This window comes from Vibrio gallaecicus, assembly GCF_024347495.1.
In the GTDB taxonomy this organism is placed as follows: Bacteria; Pseudomonadota; Gammaproteobacteria; order Enterobacterales; family Vibrionaceae; genus Vibrio; species Vibrio gallaecicus.
On the sequence record NZ_AP025491.1, the window covers coordinates 750,200 to 774,474 of the forward strand.

The window sequence follows — 24,275 nt, forward strand, 5'->3', positions numbered from 1 at the left end:
GTGCTATGACTCTAAAACGCGTGTGCCTCAAAATCCGTCAGAGTTAAACCCATACATATCCTGTTCCTGTTTTTCACCAGATTATTTAGTCGTGAAGATCTCGATACGATTGAAATTAATGTGAGGCGGGTGATATAAATGTAACCTTTAAATGCAGGGATTAATAAATTTAGATATGGTACAAATGGATAACTTTCCCACCGTAGGACTTAAAACCTCGTTACCCATAAGCATATTGGCACTTGCCTTATATTACCTATGGGGCGACATGGGTTTTAATGATCTTCGAGGCCTTTTTTGGGTGGTGGCGTTTGTGATGATGCTTACTTTAAAGAAAAGTGAAAATAGCCTCTTTTCAGTAACTCCACAAGTTTCCTCTTTTACTCATCATGTATTCCCAATTACTGTGCTAGCGATTGGCGTGGCTTGTATCACGTTGTTCTATATGGAATTTATCCGGAAATATGTCACGGGACAAGAAGTCGACTATATCGTAGGATTTCTCGTTAGTGGTGAACTGGAAGTAAGCGAGAAACTAAATTATCTTTTCGAAACCGTTATATTAGCTCCGTTATCAGAGGAGTTTTTCTTCAGGTTTATCTTGCTAAGTAGCATATGCTTACTTTTGAGAAACAAGTTTGTAGGCGTAATTTTATCGTCACTCTTATTCGCCTACGGCCATGAAGACCCTGTCGTTGCTTTTTCTCTAGGTATCACTGCATCAATAGTTCTACTGAAATACATGAGTATATATAGCGCTATAATTTTTCATACGATTTATAATTTGTGGATATATACAGTGGAAGTTTTTATCGTACCCGCATTTTTCTTTAATGATTGGGACTTTGCACCAAGTGGGAACATCGGAACAACCGTTTCTATAATGGCATTAGCTGTATCTTTTTTGGCACTATTGATTATTAAACGCAAGGAAAAATCAATACAATAAGGTTTTAGTAACCGCTTCATCACTATAAGGACTGAGGCAATAATCAATGAAATCACCACACTTATCGACACCTCGATAGTAAAGTTTCTGACACACTTTTGTCCAGAGGCTTCATAGACCTGAAGTTTTACTCGTGGCACTTTTCTCAAAAAGTGCCAGCTAACTCAGATCTGCCCCAAAACGTTCTAGAACCCATCTAGATCGTAATAGAACTAGCTAATGTGTAAAGCAAACACATTACTTTGAAAAAACTCCCGTCCGCACCCAAGTATACACATCTCCAAAAGTCATTACTTAGGGAGAGTTGTGATATTCTTATATATGAGCTAAGTTGTTGGTTACAAGTAACTTAAAAAAATCTGGGCTTAGTTTTTTCATGGATATCAAGGATGGTAATATGACTCCAAAGTCAATAATTTTATTTGGACTACTTTTTAGCTCTTTGAGCGTACAATCTGCCACTTATACGGTAACAACAAGTAGTGATCAAGGCATGGGCTCACTTCGAGATTTCATCGAAAAGGCCAATGCTAATCCTGGTTTAGATACTATCGAAATACCGGCTTCATATAATGCACAAGCACCTATCTCGCCTAATTTGGGTGAAGTCCCTTCAGGTCAAACCGACAACCGAATGACAATTACTGATGATATTATCATTCGAGGATTAGGCGATGATTATGTCCACATTAATGACCATCAACGCTGGGTTTCTGATACTGGCTCATTTAATACTGGTTATCCGGATGATCCTAACAATCTGGTTCTAAGATCATCTGGTCTTTTATTTGACATTAATCCTCGAAATACCGCAGGGCGCACCATCGATGTCACCATTGAAAATGTGTGGGCAGAACACATGTCAGGTTTTATCTTTTCCGATAACGCTAATGTAACACTCAATAACGTTATCCTATATAGGATAGTGCCTAGGCAAGGAGAGGCATCCATCATGTCTACTCAAGATGGCTCTGTTACAATAAAAGATTCATTTATATTCGAAAATCTTGGTCCAAGATCAGCACCCACCCTTATTTTTAATAGTGATGTTTTTATTGAAAATACGGCTTTTGAATCTAATGGACCATTGGTTGAAAGCACAGCCAGTCATGTTATTCAAGTTAGTCAAGATAGTTCAGGCAGCAGCACAACGGCAGTCATCAAAGATAGTATATTTAAAGGCTTATTTAATTCTACTTTTAGATTTAATGAAGCTGATGCACAAATTATAAATACTTTATTTGATGGAAGGGATGCTAATAGAGGTTGGCCAATCTATGTCAATAAAGGAAAATTGACGCTAACCAATAGTACGCTGTATTACCCGACTATTACTAAAAATGTAGACCCCGCTACTTACAAAGCGACCCATATAGAGTTAATCAATAGTGCTCAGCTTATAGCCAATAACAATCTACTCGTTATAATCGATGGTGCAAATAATGTTGGCTCTGCAATTTATCCAACTGATTGGGACGATACAACTATTTACCCATTATCAGAGAACAACAATAACTTTATTTCGACACCTGGTGTCGATGACACCCCTAATACTGGCCTGTCACTTGCAGGGTGCGTTACAACTAATTGTTTCGTTCCAAACACGCTTTCAATAGCGCTTGTTGATAAAGGCGACGACGCTAAAGCGCTATATGCCGATGGAAGCTCAATCACATCAGATTACCTCAAGCAAACCCGCCCACAGGGGTTGAGTATCGACATTGGCGCATTCGAAAAACATGAATCTCTTTATGCTCACCCAGATAGCTATGAGGTTGATCAAGATACTAAGTTGATTGTATCTAGCCAAGATGGAGTGCTTAAAAATGATACCAATGAAAATTCAGCAGCCGCTACATTAGACCAAGATGCTTTGTATGGAAGTGTCACATTGAATGCAGACGGCAGTTTTGAGTATCAACCTGATGCTGACTATTATGGCAATGATGAATTTTATTATTCAATCAATACTAGCCAAGCAAAAGTATCAATAACAATTCTCTCCACTGGTTGGACCCTTATCCCTAACAATGCAGCGCCAATTGCGAATAATGATAGCTACTCACTTTACGCAGACAGTATTGATACCATTGTTGCACCAGGTGTATTGTTTAACGATACAGATGATGCGAATACACAAGATCCTTTTTATGCTGGTTTAACTGCTCGAATCTATAAACAACCAATGCATGGGTCGGTAACACTTAAGGAGAGTGGTGAATTTATTTACACTCCTGAACCTGGTTTTATAGGCGATGATAGCTTTGAATATGATGTTACAGATATTGGATCAAGACATAGTTACCCTGCTACCGTTAATCTTCATATTCAAGCCGGTGTTCCTTATGGGGGGAAGGTTATCGCGGGAACCAGCAGTGGTGGTTCTATAGGGTTCTTAAGCACGCTGCTATTGACGATACTCGCACTGTTTAGACATCAAAAGTCACTTGCCGTTAAAGTGGTCGTCCCACTATTGTTAAGTGTTTCTCCTTTCGCTCATTCTGCAGAAGAGAATAACGGAATATATGTAACAGCTAATCCTGGGATTTCATGGTTAGAGCCAGATACTGACCACAACGCGTGGAGTCAGGAAAGTAACAGTCAGTTTTCTTTCGGAAGTAGCTTAGGGTACCAATTTGATAATAACGCGAGTATCCAGTTTACTTATCGTTGGCTAAATAGTGTCGATTTGAAAGCAGAACATACGCAATATAATGATATGACGGTCGATTACCAACATTACAGCTTTAATTTTGTTTATCGAGTTACGCAGCTTTGGGGCGATAAATTCGCCCCGTACTTCAGTTTGGGCTTAGGTTATCTTGATGCAAGTTCGAACCACGCGGAAGATTTCGAGGTGGAGGATAATGTTCACCCCAACATAGGCGTCGGCGTGAATGTATTGGACTTTGGTCAAATTAAGTCAGATCTACAATGGCATCATTTAGCAGGTGATGTTGATACCCTCGAACTCGTGTTTTCTTATTACTTCAAGTAATTCAACTAAGAACAGTGCTTTTAGCTGTTCTTAGCCAGAGCTATCAGTTAGCACCTCTTCATACATAATTTAAGGGTATTACGGTTGCTCCCTGCGATGATTTGGAATTGTTCATCAATTGGGAGCACCCAGTATCTGACCTTTCCAATCAATACAATGCAATGAGTTAAGGGACTTTTACACTTGCATTTATTCATGACTCGCTAACTTAGCAAAGGCATTAACAAGCTTCTGTCCAAGAATGAGTTACGATACCAACAAGTCGGCTTGTACGAGCTAGTCGTGACTAACCAGCGTGTGTGTAAGATCTAGTATGAGTTACTACAATTTGGGTCTTAGGTGCTAGAAATATACAATCTACAGATTTGAATTGACCTTGTTCGCACTTTACTCATCCAGAAACGTAATGATCGTGGCTTTATATTGGACTAAGTAAAATTCTAATTTTGAGGGATTAAAGTCATTAGATAGTTTTGATGGGTTATTTTACACCTTGCTTCGCTGGCGTGGAGGTATGGTCGAATGCTTTTGATGTCAGGAAAACAGAGGATTGTTTTACAACACTCCCCACTCTTCCCCATTAACTCCTTGGCAGTCGATATCAATAAATATTGAATTTACTGGACGTTTTATTGGTGAGCCTCTTATGGGTCTAAAGTTAAATGGCTATTTTTTATGTGATGAAAATCACAACGTTAATCATTCAACTTCATGAACCTGAAACCTCTGTTTTGGTTGGTTTTTATACTTCTAAATAGCTACTTATGAAGTTAAAGTATGTTCATGAACCAAACCTAACATGAGTTTCTCGTGTAAATCATTGAAAATAAGGGTTTATATTTCCCATTCGAGTTATGAACATAGCCTTAACCCAGAATTGTTAAATTGAATTGGTTTTAATATAGGGAGCTATTCTCTACCTGCTCCCTATTACTCTATTTCTGTTATGTATAAGCTCAATATCACGCTATTTAACAGTAATGCCTATTTACCATAAAATACCTAATATCTATCAATAATAATCTTCGATTTTATCTCTAGTATTAGAACAGAAATTTAACCGCCAGAAAATTTTACTTTAAAGCCTTTCTTCTCTAAGTGAGCTTTAATTTTATCTCTAGCGTCACCTTGTATTTCGATGTTCCCATCTTTAACTGAGCCTCCACAGCCACATACCTTTTTAAGTTCAGCAGCCATAAGTTTAAGTGGAGCATCATCTAGGTCAAGACCTGTTACAACAGAAACGCCTTTGCCTTTGCGGCCTTTAGTTTCTTTTTGGATTCTTACAATACCATCACCTTTAGGTCGCTCAACCTTTTGCTCTTCAGGTGTAATACGACCAACATCGGTGGAATATACTAAGCTCATAATTTTACTTCTTTTGTTGCTGTGCTTTTTGTTTAGCGACTAAATAGGCTTCAATATGCCTTTGAATTGCAGGTTTAGCGCCTTTGATGAGTTTACCATTAAACATACAATACCAGGCATTTGGATCACCGGTATCATTTTTGATTTGGTACCCATTAAAGGTTTCGGCTTGGTTCGCCCCTGGTCTTTCTTTATTTAGAGCTGAGAATTCTTTAGGTTCAATAATTGATGCTGTGTCTAGCCACCAATCAATGCTCTTTTTTACAGCGGTCAAATTACCTTGAATGACGCGCGTTTTAAGCTTTGCTTGCCATACTGTATTCTTTGCATCTGTTGAAAGCAGATGTACTCCACGATAAATAGAATTAGCCATATTTATGAATCATCTTTTAGGTTTCACTGCATTAATCATAATTGCACTTCTGTTGATATCAAGCATAATATGTCAAAAATATTAATTTAAAGGCTTTAAATTGCGAAAAAAAATACCAGTATTTACAGACGCTTCCGAAATTAAAACAATTGTCCAATTACTGGAGACGCAACCTACAATAGATCTGATCGATTCCATCACAAATCATGAATATTCCAAAAACTCGATACTTGGAATCTATTCTGATTGGAATCATTATAGAACTTTTTGCCAAGCTCACCATATCAAGGCACTGCCAGCTTCGGTTACTGCGATCCGACGCTTCCTTGAAGTAGAATCACAAAGAAGAAAATTTGCATCCCTAAAACGTTACACTGCAACATTGAGTATGTTGCATACCATATTAGGCTTTGCTAACCCAATACCACACCGACAAGTTCGGTTCACGATATTAAGTCTACAAGCAAAAATGGCTGGTGACGCCAAACAAACAGTAGCATTCACCCATGAACATTTAATTCAGTTAAAAACTTTGTTATCAAAATCTGATGTACTTTATCAAGTAAGAAATTTAGCGTTGTACAATGTTATGTTTGAATGCGCGCTTAAACGCTCAGAACTTAAAGCCCTTAAGTATTCAGACTTACAGTTCGAAGATGAAAATTCGATAAAGATATCTGTTAGTGGCAACACTTATCAATTATCTGATGAGGCGTCACTCTTCTTGAAGCGATGGTTAATGGCTTCTAATACTGTTGATGAAGTTCCCTTATTTCGCTCTATTGACCGTCATGGAAATGTTAGTGAAAATTACCTTGATGACTCTTCAATCTTCAGAATACTAAAAAAAGCTGGTGACTTATTACACTTACCAAAAGATTACTCATTTTCGGGTCATTCTATAAGAGTTGGTGCTGCTCAAGAACTATCAAATCAAGGTATGAACATACGAGATATTCAGGATTTCGGTCGCTGGTTAAGCCCAGCAATGCCATTGCAATATATCGGAGCAAAAGGCACTGCTGATAAAGAAATGCTGAAGTTTAAATCAATGACACCCTGGTACTAATTCATTAATAACCTTCGTAAATTACAAAGGCATTAGACCAAAGCATTAAATTTTCAAGAATTAGCTAAGCTCGTTCTTACACAATTTTCTAAGAATTTAGAAAATTGATGCCCATTATGTTCTACCATCTTAGGAAACATTGAAATTGGAGTCATTCCAGGGAAGGTATTAACTTCGTTCAGATAAATCTCATTATCTTCTGTTAAGAAAAAGTCTATACGTGAGAGGTGTCTCAGCTTCATTTGCTTAAAGACTTTCCTTGCACTGCTTTCAATAAGTGATAGTTGTTCTTCAGATAGCTCATCTGCTTCAATTTTAGTTGTTGAATGGCTATCAGAACTGTACTTCTCTTCATACGAATAAAATGCACCATTGGGCGCAATTACTTCACCAGGTTTACTTAGATACAACTCGCCATCAAATTCATAAGCTGCAACTTCAAGCTCACGTGGAATAACTGCTTTTTCGATAAGAACTTGTTCAGAATAACCAAAAGCTTGATCTATAGATGAGTCTAAACTTTCAATGTCAGTCACTTGATAGCAGCCAATTGAAGATCCTTGGCGTGCGGCTTTAACAAAAACTTTCTTCCATTCTTTGAACGCTTTGGACGCATTGTCATGCGATTCTTTATCATTTTCAGAAAGGAATAAATATGGCGTATTGGGAATGCCGATAGCGTCATACCATAGTTTCGATGTGATTTTGTTAAAACTGTTGTTACTTGCTTCTGAACCACAACCTAGATAAGGGATTTTTGCTAATTCAAACAGAGATTGTATGTCACCCGTTTCACCTGGAAATCCATGAATGCAAGGAACAATGAAATCGATACTTTGTTTACTGACAGCGCTACATAACGATTGATCATTGATATCTAAATATACGACTTCACCCGTTTCTAAACACCAGCCTTCAGGTTTTATTTCTACTTTTATGACTTGAAAGTCCTGAACCGAATTTAGCTGTTCAAACAGATATTTAGCTGACACAAGAGAGACTTCATGTTCAGAAGAGCCTCCACCACATAGTAAGAGGATTTTAGTTTTGTTCATGGGGGAATTCGTTCCTTGAAACTAGGAGTGCATTTTGATCATGATAAACAATTGAAAACATAGGTACAGTGTTTTGCAAACTAATTTACACTTACGATAAACAAGTGATTAAGTATTCATCAAAAAAGGAGCCGAAGCTCCTTTTCATATTATCATTTAGTGCTAATTCAGTTTATTAAGTGTTGGATAATCTGAATTTTTTATATCGTCGATACTTTTAACGAAAGGTTTTAAATTTTGGAAACTTTGAGGCAATGTAGAAATGGCTTTTTTAGCATCAAGTTTTGTTGCGTAGTCACCGTATAAAACACTGAACCACTTAGTTCCATTCACTACTTTATAGTTTTCCCAAATTGGTTGAGATGTTTGAGGCAGCATATTGACGAAAGTATCCACCTTGGCTTGGCTACCAACGGCTACAACTTGAACCGTGTAACCAAAACGTTGGTTCATCTTAACTTGCTTTTTCGTTGGAGGGACAATTTTTGCAGATGGTGATTCAGGGCTTAGTTTCACCACTTTCTTATCTTCAGCAGGAGAAAGTCTTACTACATTTACTTCTACGCTCTCTTCAGTAACACCCGCACCCATTTCATTAGACTTGGACACGACAGGTGCTTGCATTGTCGCTGTCTTATATTCTTCTTTATAACTTTCAGAAGTTACATCTGTTATGTAATTCTCAGATGCACATGCAGCCAAGAGCAGTGGCAAAATCGCAATTGCAAATTTTTTCATGGAATGCTCAACGTCCTTAATAATAAATTACTATAAATCATGCCCATAGCACGGGATGGAATCAAGTTAACTTTATCATTATACACCATTACTGGGTGACCTATTTCACAAACTTTATTATGTATGTACGCTCTATCATCAATTTGTCGAAATCTTTATCACTTCGTACATTGTATATACGCTACGATACTTAATCATATTTCTTTGAAATTATTACGGTTAGGGAATGCTTATGAACCATTTAGACTCTTTACTAAAACCGCGTTCAATTGCCGTAATCGGCGCTTCTCAAAAAGCAAACAGAGCTGGATTTATTGTCATGAATAATCTGCTCCATGGTGACTTTTCAGGTGCAATCATGCCTGTTACCCCAAGGTATGAATCTGTTGCAGGTGTTCTCGCTTATAAAAGCATATCCTCCCTTCCCATTATTCCAGAACTCGCAGTGGTGTGTACCAATGCGTCACGTAATGTTCAGATCTTCAAAGAATTAGCAGAAAAAGGCATCTCGGCTGCGATTGTACTTTCATCAGAAATGTACAAGGAAGGTGATAGCGGTGAATCTCTTGATGAACAATGCCTTAGTATCGCTAAGAAGCATAATATAAGGATTCTTGGGCCAAATAGCTTAGGTATAATTTTACCTTGGTTGAACTTAAATGCGTCGTTTTCACCAATTAGTGCCCTTCCAGGTAAAATAGCTTTTGTTTCTCAGTCTGCGGCTGTTTGTACAACGGTTCTTGACTGGGCTAATGATAAAGAAATTGGGTTTTCTGCCTTTATTTCAATTGGTAATAGCAGCGATATTGGCTTTTCTGAGTTGCTTGATTACCTAAGTACCGATTCCCATACTGAAGCTATTCTGCTTTACGTAGATACCATAAAAGATGCAAGGCGTTTTATCTCTGCAGCTAGAGCTGCCTCTCGAAATCGTAGAATATTGGTATTAAAAGGGGGAAAAACACCACGAGGGAGAGCCGCAGCAAAGGCGCACACCGGTGGTACGGATACACTTGATATCATTTATGATTCAGCAATACGCCGAAGTGGCATGTTGCGTGTAAACAACATGCATGAACTATTTGCAGCAGTTGAGACATTAACGCATTCAGTACCACTAAGAGGTGAAAGGCTCGCAATTGTTACTAATGGCGGTGGCCCCGCTATTATGGCAGTAGACACGCTTTTCGAGCGTGGCGGTAAACTTGCTGATCTTTCCGATAGCACATTTCAAAAACTTAATGGATTCCTGCCAGACAGTTGGTCTCATAACAATCCTATCGATATTGTCGGTGATGCCAGTCAAAAACGATATATAGATACTATCAATGCGCTTTTAGATGGTGACGAAGCCGATGCAATACTCATTATGCATAGTCCATCCGCCATCGCTCACTCAACAGAAACAGCACAGAAGATTATTGAAGCTATCAGGGCTCATCCTAGACATAAGCGATTTAATATATTAACCAACTGGTCTGGTGAATTGACTGCAAAACCTGCGAGGAAATTATTCACTGAAGCTGGTATCCCTACCTACAGAACACCAGAAAGTTCAGTTGTTGCCTTTATGCACTTAGTGGAGTACAGGCGAAACCAAAGACAGTTAATGGAAACACCGACTACAGCTGAAAAAGTGCACATAGAAGATTTAGAAGATGCTAAATTATGGATAAAACAACGACTACTGGATATAAATACAGTCCATCTTGATACTCATCAAAATAGTCATTTGTTCAAAAGTTTTGACCTTGATGTTTTGCCTACATGGATAGCTTCTGATCCAAGTGAAGCCGTACATATTGCGGAAAACATCGGTTACCCTGTAGCGGTTAAGTTACGCTCTCCCGATATTGCGCATAAGTCAGATGTTCAAGGTGTAATGCTGAATTTGCGCAATAGCCAGGAAGTGGCTAATGCATCGCAAGCTATATTAGATCGCTCTCAACTTTCATACCCGACCGCAAATATTCATGGTTTGCTTATTCAAGGAATGGCTAAGTTAGCGGGTGGACAAGAACTAAGAATAAAAGTCACTACAGACGCAACTTTTGGCCCTATTATTTTACTTGGTCAAGGAGGCTCTGAATGGGATGAGTCTATCGATGCCGCCGCTGCGTTTCCTCCTTTAAATATGACGCTAGCTCGTTACTTGATTATACGGGCAATCAAAAGTGGAAAAATTAGATTACAGAAACTTCCTCATCCAATTGATATTAAAGGCTTGTCTGAACTTCTTGTTCGAATATCGCAGATGGTTGTAGATTGTCCTGAAATTAGTGAGCTGGATATTCATCCACTACTTGCTAATGGTGACAAATTTACTATTCTTGATGCCGATATCACACTCACCCAATACGCTGGTGACGCACAAGAAAGGTTAGCGATTCGACCTTACCCTGTAGAACTCGAAGAAGTCATCACACTTAAAGACGGTTCTGAGATTCTATTACGCCCTATTCTTCCTGAAGATGAACCCTTACACGCCGACTTTATTAATAAGGTATCAAAAGAAGATTTATACAAACGCTTCTTTAGTGATATCGGAGAACTTAACCACGAAGCTTTAGCGAATTTAACGCAAATAGATTTTGATAGAGAAATCGCATTTGTTGTATTGAAGGAAATCGATAATGAACACGTTATTATTGGGGTTTCTAGAGCGTTAATTAACCATGATAATACCGACGCTGAATTTGCTATTTTGATCCGCTCCGATCTAAAAGGTATTGGCTTAGGTCGTATTCTTATGACGAAAGTTATTGATTACTGCCGTTCCAAAAACACTGTACAGATGTCTGGAATGACAATGCCGTCGAATAGAGGCATGCTTACTCTAGCTCAAAAGTTAGGGTTCGAGCTAGAAGTTAGCTTTGAAGATGGTACCGCCGACATGGTTCTTAAATTAAACGAGTGACCATGTTTTTTTGATGTGTTGAATGCACCATGATTTTGCATCTCCAATTTTATTGCGACGCCATGCTAGAACAATATCGATTCCGTGCGGTTCAGTTCCTGCGATTTGTTTTAATTGCCCGGACTCAATCAATGGCTTTGCAATCACGATTGGTAATGTTCCAATGCCCAATCCAGCACTCAGCGCTTCAACTTTTGATTTGATACTCGTGACCGTTAGTCTGGGTTGTTTTTCCAAGATATTCACACTTAATGCGGGTTGTTCTCTTGCTGTATCGGCAATAGCAATAACCCTGTAACTTTCTCTTGCTGCTTGATCGAAATCACCAGACCGGTTGTGAACATAATGATCACTAGCTGCCACCCACACTAGTTCAATATAGCCAATTTTGTCACTTTTAACATCATTAGGCAGAGTTTCAGGTTTCGGGCAAACAAGAAGGTCGGCTCTGCCCTCTGCGAGTGATTCCCAGCAGCCAGCGAGTATTTCTTCCTGTAAACGTACTCGTGTTTTACTCACTTTCCCCAACTCATCGACTAGAGAGAAAAAGTTATCAATTGGGATGAGTCCATCAAAAGCAATGGTAATATCCAGCTCCCAGCCATTAGCTAATACAGTCGCGTCGTTCACCAATTGCTGAGTTGCACTCAAAATTACTCTACCCTGCTCTAAAATAAGAACCCCAGCCTCAGTAAAATTTGCTTTATGCCCAGAGCGATCAAAGATCATGATGTCTAAATCTTGCTCTAATTTTTGAATCTGATAGCTCAATGAAGAAGGTGCGCGATCAAGTTCATTAGCAGCGGCTGCGAAGCTGCCTCTCCGATCTATAGCGTCTAGAATATGTAAGGCTTCTAATGTAATAGGACTCTGCATTATTTCTCCAGTACGATATATCGTGATTTACATCACATTAACAGTAAATGTAGATAAAAATCTAATCCTTAATTTTATCTTAAAAAACAATGAATTAACGAAATTTAATCATTGTTAACTGTGTAAGCTATTAATAAACTTAAATGCAAACAATAGTAATTATCATTTAGATCCAATACTATTCGACCAGCTCAAAATAATAGACTATGGAACTAAGGTAATTATTAGATGTATAAGCACTCCCTACTCTCAGCCTCAATTGTAATAGCTCTTACAACAACTTCAGTACAAGCTGAAGATTATGCCCTATTTGATGAAGTAGTAGTATCTTCAACACGAACTAATCAGACGATCCAAAATACTGCCGCATCTGTAACTGTGATCAATGAACAAGCCATTCAAGAAAGCATGGCAAAAGATGTCAACGAAGTATTTGAATACACACCTGGCGTGACAATGAACTCAAGCTCACGTCAAGGTGCACAAACTATCAACATTCGAGGAATGGAAGGTAAACGTGTAAAAATACTGGTTGATGGTTCTGCGCAGCCAGGCTCATTCGATGGCGGTCCATATAGCTTCATTAATTCAAGCGGCATCACAATTGACCCTGATATGCTTAAAAGTGTAGAGATTATCAAAGGTGCTGCATCAAGTTTACATGGTAGTGACGCTATTGGTGGTGTTGTTGCATTTGAAACAAAAGATCCAGCCGACTTTCTTAAAGGTGGTAAAGACGTAGGCGGTCAAGTCAAACTCTCCTACTCTTCTGAAGATAAATCATTTAGCGAACATGTCGCTCTAGCAAACCGATTTGGAGAGCTTGAAACTCTGATAGCTTATACACGCCGAGACGGTGAAGAGACGCAAAATTTCAGAAACCCTAGTGACCTAGAAAACTATGGCTTAGAAGGACAAGAGACTTCTGCTGATAATTTGTTAGTAAAACTACAATACCAATTAAATGATGATCATCGAATTGAGTTTTTAGCTGAACTGATTAAAGATACATCAGATTCTGATATTCACCACTCTAGTTACACAACTTACACAGGTGAAGACGATACAGAACAAAATCGATTCGCTATTAAACACATTTGGTTTGCCGATGCTGCAATTGCCGATACGATTACAAGCAAAGTGTCTTACATCAGTAAAGAAGAAAATGGTGTAACTAATCGATTCAAGCCTGCAGGTCCAGGTATGCCACCTTGGGTTCCTGCAAATAACGATAATATGCAAACCAAAAACTATATCTATACTGAAGACAAACTTGAAGTTGAAAGTCAGTTAGATAAAGAAATTGATAACCACTACCTTGTGTATGGTGTGACATACACTAAGAGTGATATCAGCAATACAAATATGGAATACAACTCTGACCCAGCTACAGATGATAAATTGTATGTCTATACACCAGATGCTAAAGAACAAAAGTTTGGCTTATTTTTACAAGATGAAATCACTTTAAACAATGATAAATTGGTACTAACACCGGGTATTCGCTTCGATCATTTTGAAACCGATCCTGGTAATAATACTGGTGATGAGTTAACTAAGTTTTCAGACTCAGCGGTAACTGGTCGTTTTGGTTCTACTTATAAAGTAACTGAAACTGGTACTGTATTTGGTCAAATCAGCCAAGGATTCCGAGCACCATCTTTTGATGAACTGTATTACACCTATGATAATCCTGCACATGGTTATGTAAACGACCCAAATCCAGACCTTAAGTCTGAAAAGAGTATTTCTTTCGAGCTAGGTTACAGACACAACACTAGCGCTTCATCGACAGAAGTCGCAGCTTACTACAGTGATTATGATGACTTCATCGAAACAGTAGTGACCAAGAAAGTAGGCGGAACAACCCATTACTCAAATGTGAACTTAGATTCTGCAACTATTAAAGGTATTGAGTTCTCAAATAAACTAATGTGGGACGAATTAGTTGGTGCTCCTGAAGGAATCTCAACGCATTTTGTTGCAGCATATACTGAAGGTGAAGATGGAAATGGCTATGCATTAAATAGTGTAAACCCATTAAATGCTGTTCTTGGTTTAAACTTTGATGCGCCTAGCTCAAAATGGGGTACAAGCTTTAAGATCAATTACACCGCAAGTAAATCAGGCTCAGACATCAACAATGATGATGATAATGGTGGTAACACAGGTCAAGTGGAACTTCCAAGCGCAACTGTTCTTGATTGGACTGCGTACTACAAACCAGTTGCTAACTTAACCATTCGCGGCGGTATTTTTAACCTAACGGATAAAGAATACTACCGTTGGAATGATATCCGTGGTGATGATGCACTTTACAAAGAAAACACACAAGCTGAGCGTAACTACGGTATCTCAGCTAACTATCAGTTCTAAGTTTTCTTAGGTAATTAACGTAAAAAAGCCAGCGTAAACGCTGGCTTTTATTTATTTCACTAAAAAATGTATCAAAAAGGTATAAAAGTGAAATTATTTGTCTGCCATTTCTTTCTTAACCATCACTGCAGAAGCGACGATGAAAGCAATAATAAGACCAAGTTCCATTACAAACTCCGTAAAAAAGTAACATTTCGTAAATATATCGTGCGGATAATAACATATTGAACGATTAATGATACTTTTTAACCGCTACTTTATGTTTTTTACGACTTAGATCAATTATGGATGCCCAAGCTACCTTTTGACAACTTTCATAATTACGATCATGAGCTATAGACTTATACAAATCACAGTATTAACTCTGTGAAAATTATAAAAAACTACGTTTATTCCAAGATAAAATCAGTTCAGGTTATGTGTAAAGATTCGGCTATATAATAAAGCTAACGTTTAAGATAAATACCAATAACCATTTGATTTACTGAGAATAAACAAAGCACCCCTTCCCTTTACTCTTCGCTTGATACATTGCCTGGTCTGCAGCTTTGAGTATTAGATCGAGATCTCTTTCGTCATCTTCAACTAAGTTAATGCCAATACTTGCCCCTACTTTTAATGAGCGACCTTTATACATAACCTCTTCTGTGATTATTATTAATAATCGTTCAGCCAGTGCCGACATCATTTCTTTGTTTGTAGATTTAATGATTAAAACAAATTCATCGCCAGATAAACGAGCAACTAGATCCCCAGATCTCACCTGAGATAACAATCGACTGGCAACTTGTCTTAGCATTTCATCTCCAGCATCGTGTCCATAAGTATCATTTACTTCCTTAAACCCATCTAAATCTAGATAAAGTACCGCGAAATGATTATCTGAATATTGGCTTGAAGAAACGACTTCATCTAGCGTTTTATACAGGTGAGAACGATTTGCAAGCCCTGTAAGTGCATCATGATGGGCGAGATGCTCAAGTCGCTCCATCTCTTTCACATTTGATAGGTCAGATAAGGTCAGCACCATATCAAACTCGCCACGTTGTTGATTGGAAACAATTCGGTTAATTTTGACAAACATAGGTACTAAATTGCCTGAACTATGTTTTTCCCAAACCTCTCCCTGCCACTGTCCATAATTTTCTAATGATTCTATAATCGTTGGCATCAAAGAAGTGAACTGTTGCCAAGGAAGAACTTCAAAAGGTGATTTTCCTAAAAGCACACTTGCTTCGTAACCAAGTAAAGTGGTTACAGCAGGGTTTACCATTGTAATTTCATTCGAAGCATTCAAAACAACTAATCCATCCTGGCTATTTTCAAAGACTCCAGCTGCAAGTTTCTGCCTATTCATTGCAGATTCGATCTCTGTAACATCTTGAATGGCAAATAACGTTTGGCCTTGTTTAGAAAGCTCACGACTACTGACCTGCAAAAGTTGTTTACTGCTAAATACATCGATTGATTCAATGAGTTGATCGTTTAAAACAAGGTTTGAATCAATTGCCGATTGAAGTAAATCAGATTGTTTCGTTACTATCAGTTCTTTAATGGTTAAGCCTTCTAGATACGCTGAAGTACATCGAAATATTTCCATTGTCGCGGCATTCGAGTGAATTATCTCACCATCTTCGTTTACGACGATAAGGGAGTGTTGAACGGTCTCAATCACTTCATTCGCGAATGACTTCTCTTGTTCAAGCTTATCTAATGTAAAGTTGACTTGTTTCTCCCGCTGACCAAGACGCTCTAACATGGTATTAAAGGCATGAACTAAGTCACCAATTTCATCATTGCTATTTAAAGTGATTTTTTTAGTACGTTCACGCCTTTCAACAAAGGCTTGCATACCTTCATTTAAGTTGAATAAAGGTTCAATGATAAAGCGTTGAATAATCTTATATAGGATAGTTCCAAGGACCAGAAGTAAGATTAAATAAATACCAGCGGTCTTTAATGTTATAAGAAATATATTTTCAAAACTTTGCTTTGATATGGTGACTCGTAGATGTGCAATGACTTCTTGCTCTAAAACAACAGGAACTAATAAAAAGATATATTGATCTGAGATAGAGAACTGTTTTTGCCTTATCTCAATACGCTGTTGTTCATTCGGTACTGGTGGGATTCGGTCTTGCTGCTGGTACATAGCAAACAGTTGTGGTTCTGTATCAAACAACTTCACACGTACAATGTCTCTATCAGCACTAAAAGCAGACAGAATTTCGTTGGCTGATTCTTTATCATCAAAGAGGATTGCAGCTTGAAGATTAAAGGCGACGCCTTTTGCTAAAACCTTTACACGCTGTACTAAATTGTCTCTTTCTCGCTCATAAGTGACAGTGTAACTAACCCATTGAATCGTGATAAAAGTAGCACTGATAAATAAAATTATCGGTAAAAAAAGTTTATTTTTAATCGACAGGTTTTTCATGGATGACAACATCATTTGCCCTCCACAGTTGCGATGCGCAATAAATTTGAACCAATAGTATAATCATCTAATTGAACGTTATCTAAATTTATCTTTGGTTTGATCTGACTGTTCACAGTTTGTAGCTCAATAACGCCTCCTTGCTTCGTGAAGTTCTTCTGGTCACTAATTGTCACATTCGATGGTGTGGTATATTTTTTTCGATCAAATGTGGATTTATACCCTGTGACATATGTGACATTGCACTCTTCATTCATCTTTGATGTAACTGTTATTGGCAGTTCACGAATTACTTTACCTTCAGTGATTGTACTAAGAACCCGCTTAACTTTGTCATCGCCAATGATACAAAAATTAAGAGATTTCATTTCTGATTCGTTCGTCCAACGTATAAAGCTAGCCATTCGAAACACATATACAGCCTTCACTTGATATGGCTTAAAACTAGCCGCGTACGCCTTTAAGGAACAAATATGCGTTATTACCAATAATACTAATGTAAAAACAACTCTCTTAAAATTCATGAGACACCCTTACATATACGGATTCTTGATTCGCTTCTTTATATGTTGAGTAATCTGTTTGATAACCGCTTTTTTTACCTATATTTTCTACTACGACTTCGAATAAAGGCGCTTTATTGGATTTCTTCCAACCTAACCTTGCGTCAAATGCCAGTTCATGAGAATACGATTGCCAATCAAAAGTTTCACCAGTGTAAGAAACGTAGTGATCTGGGTAATTGACGTTCATATATTTACCAACAACATCAAACTGGAAGCCCTCATAAACATTCCACAAAACTTGAGCCGTCGCTAAATGCTCACTATCTATATCATGCGTTGATTCAGAATATTGACTTGAATCTGGGTTAGTACCCTTATGCTCTCCTTCAACACTCAAATAAGAGTAGCTGAAGTAACTCTTTAAATTTTCAGTTATTTTATATGAAGCACCAATTTCAATACCATACGTTTTAGCTTCATAATCATCAGTTAATACGCCGTTGATGACATGAGGAGCTTGGTTGCCAGACTGTTGTAAACTGTGCTGGCGAACATTATCGTGAATACTATAAAAAGCAGTACTATCAACCTCTAACCGCTCTCCACTCGAGAAACGGTATCCTATTTCCGTAGTAATCACATTTTCGTTATCTAAGTCGTTATTCTGACCATAATAAGCGATGTAATCGACGTACCCTTGGTTCTCATCATAGTAATATGAGTTTTCTAAGTAGACCGAGTTTGAATCCATGTACGAAGGCGCAACGACGGCTCGGCTCACACCGCTCCATAAAGAGTGCTTTTCATCTATTTTGTACATAACCCGTAACTGGGGAGACAATTCTGTCGTAGAATTCTGCGTAAAGTGCTCAAGTTTAACCCCCATCACCGTAGACAGGTGTTCATTCCAAGCTAATTGAGACTGGATAAAAATATTAGTGATATAGTCATTAGCCGATTCGATATCATATGCTCGTCGATAGTAATCAACATTGTAAAAATCAACATCATCAATTTGGCTAGAAGAAAAATCCAGGTGCATGTAACGAATACCACCACCGAAAGTCAGTTGATGGAGGTCGGATAATTGTGTGATAAGAGTGGAATCGAAATCTACCGTAGAATAGCTGCCGGGGGCGTCAAGGGCATTATCTTTATTATGCTCTCCCCATAATGAATAGGACAAAACTGTTTGTGAGCTAATGTCCTGATAATCGTTAAACTTGGCATAAAACGAATGGCTGTCATTATCAAAGTCTTTCGATGAATAATCGTACCAACCTTGATCATCATAATAATAGGTATATAAGCTTGTTCGGTAAGCGCTTTTCTCTCCCCCAAACCTCAAAGACCAGTTTTTATCAGCATCAATCGGCTCAAAAACCATGCCGGCAGATTGAGCTTTCCAAATTTCATTATCTGATGTATTCGGCTGGTAAGAAGACTCTTCCTTATACTTATAAAAAGCGCGCCCATAAAGATACTCATTAAACTTTAAACCTTGCCTAGCACTAAATTCGTAATTGTCATTAGCAGACGCAACCGCTGATACATAAGTACCTTGAGTAGCTTCTGAGGATTTAGTGATGATGTTCACTACGCCATTTGCAGCATTCCCCCCCCAAATAGTGCCACCAGGTCCTTTAAGTATCTCTATTCTTTCAATATCAGCCAGAATATAGTCAACATCAGTCCAATATGTACCACCATATACAGGGCTAAATAGGCTTCGACCATCTATCATCACGAGCATTTTATTGTACAAACCATCGTGGAAACCACGGGTTGAAACAAACCATGATGTTTCATTAAATTTTGTTACTTTCAAACCAGGTACGAGTACCAAAGCTTCAGCAATTGTTTTTGCGCCGCTTCTTTGGATTCGTTCGTTTGATAAAACATAAACAGAAGATGGAATATCCGTTAGCTTTTGCTTAACTTTAGACGCCGTCTCCATCTCGACATCTAACATTGATAACTCTTCAAGACTCATCGACATTAAATGCTCAAGTGAATTCCCCTGAGCATAGAGAGAAAATGAAGGCAATAATGCTAGAGCTGCGTATATAGATGAATGTTTCATTGTATGACCTGAGATGAAGATAGGCGTTGATCCTTCGTTTGCTGGTGACTATATACAGAAAAGCGTTCTGGTAAACCTTGAAGTTGAAAAATTTGATTTAGCTCACTGTTTAATACAGCTATTTATTAGAGTGTCTTAACTAAAGTAAACTAATGGATTGAGAACAAGTGACAACAAAGATATTACTTAATTGTGACATGGGAGAGAGTTTCGGACATTGGAAAATGGGAGATGACGAACTTGTCATGGAATGGGTAGATATGGCGAATATTGCTTGTGGCTTCCATGCGTCTGATCCTCATGTTATGTCTCGAACCATAAAACTTGCACAGCACTACAATACTCAGATTGGGGCACATCCAGGTTATCAGGATCTTATTGGGTTTGGTCGACGATCTATTGCTCATACTCCAGCTGAAATCTCTGAATTAATTTCATATCAAGTCGGCGCTTTAGAGGCATTATGTCGATTTCATGGAACGTCAATCAAATACGTGAAGCCTCATGGTGCTTTGTACAATGATATGATGGAAAATTTAGAAGTTTTTGAAGCCATCGCGGATGCAGTATCTGACTTTCAAGTTCCGCTTATGATCCTCTCATCTTTAGATAATCAGCGCTATTTAGATATAGCCGACAAACATGATTTGCCTTTGTTGTTTGAAGCCTTTGCGGATAGAGCATATACCAGTAATGGTCGACTGGCTGCTCGAACTCTATCAGGCTCTGTGTACAATCACAGTGATGATATCTATAACCAAGTGATGCAGCTGATGAATTATGGAAGTGTTACTACAATAGATGGAGAACGCCTTCATCTAGAAGCCGATACAATTTGCGTTCATGGTGATAACCCTCAATCCATTGCATTAATTAAAAAAATCAACCAAGAGTTACATTCCAACACAATGAATAAATAACACGACTCTCGATTACGTAATGTCAATTTGGTGGATGATATGATTCAACCCAGTTTTAAAATTGAGCCAATTGCTGAATGCAGTTTGTTGGTTACCTTTTCAATCAATTCAAAGACAACCGAAACAGAACAAAGAGTTGGTCATATTTCTGATGCGATTCGTTTTCACTTTTCCGACGTTATCATGAATGTCACGCCAGCCTATTACTCAATATTGGTCGACTACCTTCCTTATCGTATTTCTGAATCAGAATTCATTCTTAAATTGACTGAAGTGATTAAAAGTGCAGAACAAATAGGTTTGTCCAATACACCTTCCGAGCTAATTACCTTACCCGTTTATTACGCACATGAAACAGGCATAGATATTGAGAGGTTTGAGCAGAATGGGATTTCTTTAGATGAACTCATCAAGCTTCATACACAGCCTGAATATACAGTAAGTGCTATTGGCTTTGCTCCAGGTTTTGGGTTTCTATCTGATGTTCCTATCGAACTCACTATGCCAAGGCATAATACTCCGAGAGTATCGGTTGCAAAAGGCAGTGTCGCAATTGCCAATACCAAAACTGCTGTTTATCCAAGTGACTCGCCAGGTGGTTGGAACATTATCGGGAACTGCCCGATTCCATTATTTGAATTAGATAAATTGAATCACCTAAATAGTGAAGACAGCTTCAAAAATATTGATTCAATTTCTAAGTTGAAAATTGGGTCCCGAGTTAAATTCAAAGCGGTATCTCGTGATGATTTCCTCTCTCTTGGAGGCTTGTTATAAATGTCGACTTCTTCATTAACTATCATTAAACCGGGGCAAATGACCCTAATCCAAGATTTTGGGCGTTTTGGCACCAGCCATTTAGGGCTCACCCAAGGTGGACCTGTTGATGATTATGCTTACAGCTGGGCAAATCATTTACTTTCCAACCCTGTTAATCAGTCTGTGATTGAAATTACGTTAGGACAAGTAAAGTTAAATGTAGATGAAGATTGCGAGCTTGCCATTTGTGGCGGAGATTTGGATGCAAAGCTAGATGGTACTGCACTAATCAATTGGAGTACTTTCATTGCAAGAAAAGGGCAAATACTGTCTTTTGGTTTACCCAAGAATGGCTTAAGAGCTTATCTAGCCGTAAAAGGTGGCTTTAATATGCCATTAACTTTAGGAAGCAGCTCAACAGTCGTTCGCGAAAATATTGGAGGCGTCAATAACGGCGCACCTTGTGAAGAAAATTTAGTATTAAGTTTCGATAGACACGTCATAGCGGAGACCTATAAGTCACGGTCATTAACTTTTCGCTTTAAACCTAATTACAATTTACCCGTTACTTTAAGAGTGATTGAGGGTTATCAAAATCAATACTTCTCTGAAGAAGCTAAGCAGGCTTTTTATAGCCAAGAGTTTACAGTTGATCAAAACTCCAATCGTATGGGATACAGGTTACAAGGTAACACAATTGAGTCACCCAAAATAGATATGCTTTCAGAAGGCATAGCCCTCGGTTCGATTCAAATACCACAAGATGGCCAACCTATTATTTTGTTAAATGACAGGCAAACCATTGGTGGGTACCCAAAATTTGGATGTATTGCACGAATAGACTTGCCTAGGCTTGCTCAAGCAAAGCCGGGGCATTCTATTTCATTTGTTAAAGGTGACCGGCTAGGGCTTCAAGATGTATGGTGTCAATGGGCTAAATTCTTTGGATACTAAATTTTCTTCTAACCGTCAGCTATCGTTGCAAAAACATTATCTATTTACTTATGGATAAAACGTTATCGATACAAAAAACGAGCCTCTTTAGGCTCGTTTTTTAATTAGAAGTGAAGTCTACTAATAAACTCGAAAAGCTAAATGAACCGAGTTCAACGAACTTCACCAGTCACAATAGCCAGGGCTGCTGGATAGTCCCTTTCCTGAGTTAGTTGCACAGCTTTATTTTCAACATTTCTCAGATTTAGCGACATTGTTTTAGGGTGTGCGGTTTCAATATCCGACCTGATTGGTAACTTAAACCAATGCAATGCAATTTTCTGCGCAGCTTCTAGGGTTGATGAAGCTTTAACCACCTCTAAGCGTGCGTAATTATCACCACTGAAAGATACGCCAGCGGCTCTTAAACTAGGGTCTGACCCAGGGATTTGTTGAGCGCCAAATAATGGCTTGCCGCCTACTAATGCATCTGAAAATGTTGGAATGAACTGAGACATATGAGAGATAGCTGCTTCAGTTCTTTCTTTAAGCTGTTCTTCAGTCCAACCCGATGTAATTTTCTTGAGCAAACGTGTGGGTAGCTTCGGTTGTGAAGAATCGCTCGAAGAGGACACTAACCCATCTTTAAACAAAGTAATTCCTTCTGTCATTCCATGTAACTGAAACACGCCATCAGCATATGGTGTCAGTTGAGCCATTCCTTGTGGTGTACCTCTCGGACCATGAAAGATAACTTCTGGCCATTCTTCTGCGCATTGTTCCCATTTCGTAATATAAGCCGCTTTAAACTCCACGAGCCTCTGCTGCTGAGAGCCAATAAAATCATCAACCACACCAGTTTCAAAACCACTGGCATTGATTAAGTAATCCACTTGGAAAGATCTTAGGGCTTTCTCATCATCTAAATAATTCAGCTTCCACTTACCTAGTTCACCTATCTGCAACTCGCTAGACGACTTAATGGTTGGTTCGACTTTATCGACAGAAAGTAATTGGCTATTGGTTAGCACTTTGCAATTAGGCTGTTTTTCTAAAGAAAGTTGAGCTGTAGCAGAAAGCCTAAAGACACTTAATCCATACTCTTGAACAATGACTACCGGAAACTTAAGAGCCTCAAGATTACTGTGCTTAGCGAACGGAATACACCACTCGTCGAGCGTAGTTGGAGATTCAGGTTGAGAGCGTAACGCTAAAGCCTGTAATTGCTTCTTATCGTACAGTTTAAAATAGTCGTCAGGAGATCCCAGAACACGATTGTTCTCATCTTCTTCGATAAGAGCTCTGTATGATTCTTGAATGACATTAAGGCGAGGAAGAAGATCGTCAGGATTCCCGCCATCAGAATGTGGCACGGCAATAATGGTTGGACGAATATTCAAAGAATGGGGAAACAACCGGATAGTTTCGATTGATTGCTTCAATAGAGTCAAACACTGCTCTTGTGAAATGTCCCTATATAAATTCCCACCAGCATGAAGGTGACAAATAGGAGGTCCATTTACCAAGCTTGGCCCTTTTTCCAAGATAGTGACGTTATATCCCAGCTCACTAAAATGAATAGCACTTGTTGTTCCAGCAATCCCTCCACCTACGATGGCAATCGAAGGTGGAACTTTATCCGTATTGTTGTCAGTCATCATGTTCTTTAAGGCAAAATTAACTGCCGTTATTCTACTTTCGAATTGAAATGATTTAAATCACATTTTTATCAAGGTCTTAGCTTTCGACTATAAAAACAGCATATAAAAAGTGAATTTTTTCTTGACTCATTTCCCCAACAACTCGGTTTTAAGGGCGCTAAATTGACAATAAAAGCCGGAAGTAGCGCCACATAAAGCCTGCAGTGTAAGTTGATGGAATACCCGATTAACTTATCCCTAAAGTTATCCACCGTTTT

General features: G+C 38.5%; 17 protein-coding genes. 8 read left to right on the top strand and 9 right to left on the bottom strand.

Features of this window, described 5'->3' with window-relative positions; all coding sequences use genetic code 11:
• Positions 1-184 precede the first annotated feature (184 nt).
• Together OCU78_RS17770 and OCU78_RS17775 are read left to right on the top strand one after the other, a co-directional pair.
• Positions 185-949, top strand: a complete 765-nt coding sequence (locus OCU78_RS17770; RefSeq protein WP_240701759.1) for a CPBP family intramembrane glutamic endopeptidase — start codon at positions 185-187, stop codon at positions 947-949.
• Positions 950-1,346: 397 nt separating this feature from the next.
• Positions 1,347-3,947 carry an Ig-like domain-containing protein gene (locus OCU78_RS17775; protein ID WP_102535535.1) on the top strand — a complete coding sequence of 867 codons (2,601 nt, stop codon included), beginning with the start codon at positions 1,347-1,349 and terminating at the stop codon, positions 3,945-3,947.
• Positions 3,948-5,003: 1,056 nt separating this feature from the next.
• On the opposite strand, the gene yciH is transcribed toward OCU78_RS17775, so the two are convergent.
• Entirely contained in the window at positions 5,004-5,315 is a 312-nt protein-coding gene (yciH, locus tag OCU78_RS17780) for a stress response translation initiation inhibitor YciH (RefSeq protein ID WP_137374224.1), read from the bottom strand.
• Positions 5,316-5,319: 4 nt separating this feature from the next.
• Positions 5,320-5,688, bottom strand: a complete 369-nt coding sequence (locus OCU78_RS17785; RefSeq protein WP_137374223.1) for a DUF3319 domain-containing protein — start codon at positions 5,686-5,688, stop codon at positions 5,320-5,322.
• Between the two features lie 100 nt (positions 5,689-5,788).
• Between OCU78_RS17785 and OCU78_RS17790 the strand changes: the two genes are divergently transcribed.
• Positions 5,789-6,757, top strand: a complete 969-nt coding sequence (locus OCU78_RS17790) for a tyrosine-type recombinase/integrase (RefSeq protein ID WP_137374222.1) — start codon at positions 5,789-5,791, stop codon at positions 6,755-6,757.
• Between the two features lie 53 nt (positions 6,758-6,810).
• Here OCU78_RS17790 and OCU78_RS17795 read toward each other — a convergent pair whose 3' ends face one another.
• Together OCU78_RS17795 and OCU78_RS17800 are read right to left on the bottom strand one after the other, a co-directional pair.
• On the bottom strand, positions 6,811-7,812 hold the full coding sequence (locus OCU78_RS17795; RefSeq protein ID WP_137374221.1) for a D-alanine--D-alanine ligase: 1,002 nt from the start codon (positions 7,810-7,812) through the stop codon (positions 6,811-6,813).
• Between the two features lie 162 nt (positions 7,813-7,974).
• Positions 7,975-8,550, bottom strand: coding sequence for an SPOR domain-containing protein (locus OCU78_RS17800; RefSeq protein WP_137374220.1), 576 nt, complete (start codon positions 8,548-8,550; stop codon positions 7,975-7,977).
• A 232-nt stretch (positions 8,551-8,782) separates the two neighbouring features.
• Between OCU78_RS17800 and OCU78_RS17805 the strand changes: the two genes are divergently transcribed.
• On the top strand, positions 8,783-11,467 hold the full coding sequence (locus tag OCU78_RS17805) for a bifunctional acetate--CoA ligase family protein/GNAT family N-acetyltransferase (RefSeq protein ID WP_137374219.1): 2,685 nt from the start codon (positions 8,783-8,785) through the stop codon (positions 11,465-11,467).
• Here the strand turns inward: OCU78_RS17805 and OCU78_RS17810 are convergent.
• Positions 11,456-12,343 carry a LysR family transcriptional regulator gene (locus tag OCU78_RS17810; RefSeq protein ID WP_137374218.1) on the bottom strand — a complete coding sequence of 296 codons (888 nt, stop codon included), beginning with the start codon at positions 12,341-12,343 and terminating at the stop codon, positions 11,456-11,458. The two genes, OCU78_RS17805 and OCU78_RS17810, sit on opposite strands and share 12 nt — an antisense overlap.
• A 228-nt stretch (positions 12,344-12,571) precedes the next feature.
• On the opposite strand from OCU78_RS17810, the gene OCU78_RS17815 reads away from it, so the two are divergent.
• A complete protein-coding gene (locus OCU78_RS17815) occupies positions 12,572-14,719 on the top strand; it encodes a TonB-dependent hemoglobin/transferrin/lactoferrin family receptor (RefSeq protein ID WP_137374217.1) in 2,148 nt (715 codons plus the stop codon).
• Positions 14,720-15,200: 481 nt separating this feature from the next.
• On the opposite strand, the gene OCU78_RS17820 is transcribed toward OCU78_RS17815, so the two are convergent.
• From OCU78_RS17820 to OCU78_RS17830, 3 genes are all read right to left on the bottom strand, one after another.
• The gene (locus OCU78_RS17820) at positions 15,201-17,168 is read right to left on the bottom strand and encodes a sensor domain-containing diguanylate cyclase (protein WP_137374372.1); all 1,968 of its coding nucleotides are present in this window, start codon (positions 17,166-17,168) and stop codon (positions 15,201-15,203) included.
• Positions 17,168-17,560 (bottom strand): YfiR family protein, encoded by a 393-nt coding sequence (locus tag OCU78_RS17825; RefSeq protein ID WP_240701758.1) that lies wholly within the window; start codon positions 17,558-17,560, stop codon positions 17,168-17,170. The genes OCU78_RS17820 and OCU78_RS17825 overlap by 1 nt, the downstream gene beginning before the upstream one ends.
• Positions 17,561-17,669: 109 nt before the next feature.
• On the bottom strand, positions 17,670-19,745 hold the full coding sequence (locus tag OCU78_RS17830; RefSeq protein ID WP_137374215.1) for a TonB-dependent receptor plug domain-containing protein: 2,076 nt from the start codon (positions 19,743-19,745) through the stop codon (positions 17,670-17,672).
• 167 nt (positions 19,746-19,912) lie between these two features.
• On the opposite strand from OCU78_RS17830, the gene OCU78_RS17835 reads away from it, so the two are divergent.
• Genes OCU78_RS17835 through OCU78_RS17845 form a run of 3 tightly spaced genes read left to right on the top strand, consistent with a single transcriptional unit; the run spans position 19,913 to position 22,378 of the window.
• The gene (locus OCU78_RS17835; protein WP_137374214.1) at positions 19,913-20,665 is read left to right on the top strand and encodes a 5-oxoprolinase subunit PxpA; all 753 of its coding nucleotides are present in this window, start codon (positions 19,913-19,915) and stop codon (positions 20,663-20,665) included.
• Positions 20,666-20,704: 39 nt separating this feature from the next.
• Positions 20,705-21,442, top strand: coding sequence for a 5-oxoprolinase subunit B family protein (locus OCU78_RS17840; RefSeq protein WP_373367629.1), 738 nt, complete (start codon positions 20,705-20,707; stop codon positions 21,440-21,442).
• On the top strand, positions 21,443-22,378 hold the full coding sequence (locus tag OCU78_RS17845; protein WP_180033721.1) for a 5-oxoprolinase subunit C family protein: 936 nt from the start codon (positions 21,443-21,445) through the stop codon (positions 22,376-22,378).
• A gap of 152 nt (positions 22,379-22,530) precedes the next feature.
• Here OCU78_RS17845 and OCU78_RS17850 read toward each other — a convergent pair whose 3' ends face one another.
• Positions 22,531-24,015 (bottom strand): FAD-dependent oxidoreductase, encoded by a 1,485-nt coding sequence (locus OCU78_RS17850; protein WP_137374213.1) that lies wholly within the window; start codon positions 24,013-24,015, stop codon positions 22,531-22,533.
• Between the last annotated feature and the right edge of the window lie 260 nt (positions 24,016-24,275).

What these genes read in the sequence shown, in the direction of transcription:
- OCU78_RS17770 (WP_240701759.1), top strand. Translation starts at nt 185, where the DNA reads ATGGATAACTTTCCCACCGTAGGACTTAAAACCTCGTTACCCATAAGC.
- OCU78_RS17775 (WP_102535535.1), top strand. Translation starts at nt 1,347, where the DNA reads ATGACTCCAAAGTCAATAATTTTATTTGGACTACTTTTTAGCTCTTTG.
- yciH (WP_137374224.1), bottom strand. Translation starts at nt 5,315, where the DNA reads ATGAGCTTAGTATATTCCACCGATGTTGGTCGTATTACACCTGAAGAG.
- OCU78_RS17785 (WP_137374223.1), bottom strand. Translation starts at nt 5,688, where the DNA reads ATGGCTAATTCTATTTATCGTGGAGTACATCTGCTTTCAACAGATGCA.
- OCU78_RS17795 (WP_137374221.1), bottom strand. Translation starts at nt 7,812, where the DNA reads ATGAACAAAACTAAAATCCTCTTACTATGTGGTGGAGGCTCTTCTGAA.
- OCU78_RS17800 (WP_137374220.1), bottom strand. Translation starts at nt 8,550, where the DNA reads ATGAAAAAATTTGCAATTGCGATTTTGCCACTGCTCTTGGCTGCATGT.
- OCU78_RS17805 (WP_137374219.1), top strand. Translation starts at nt 8,783, where the DNA reads ATGAACCATTTAGACTCTTTACTAAAACCGCGTTCAATTGCCGTAATC.
- OCU78_RS17810 (WP_137374218.1), bottom strand. Translation starts at nt 12,343, where the DNA reads ATGCAGAGTCCTATTACATTAGAAGCCTTACATATTCTAGACGCTATA.
- OCU78_RS17815 (WP_137374217.1), top strand. Translation starts at nt 12,572, where the DNA reads ATGTATAAGCACTCCCTACTCTCAGCCTCAATTGTAATAGCTCTTACA.
- OCU78_RS17820 (WP_137374372.1), bottom strand. Translation starts at nt 17,168, where the DNA reads ATGTTGTCATCCATGAAAAACCTGTCGATTAAAAATAAACTTTTTTTA.
- OCU78_RS17825 (WP_240701758.1), bottom strand. Translation starts at nt 17,560, where the DNA reads ATGGCTAGCTTTATACGTTGGACGAACGAATCAGAAATGAAATCTCTT.
- OCU78_RS17830 (WP_137374215.1), bottom strand. Translation starts at nt 19,745, where the DNA reads ATGAAACATTCATCTATATACGCAGCTCTAGCATTATTGCCTTCATTT.
- OCU78_RS17840 (WP_373367629.1), top strand. Translation starts at nt 20,705, where the DNA reads ATGATTCAACCCAGTTTTAAAATTGAGCCAATTGCTGAATGCAGTTTG.
- OCU78_RS17845 (WP_180033721.1), top strand. Translation starts at nt 21,443, where the DNA reads ATGTCGACTTCTTCATTAACTATCATTAAACCGGGGCAAATGACCCTA.
- OCU78_RS17850 (WP_137374213.1), bottom strand. Translation starts at nt 24,015, where the DNA reads ATGACTGACAACAATACGGATAAAGTTCCACCTTCGATTGCCATCGTA.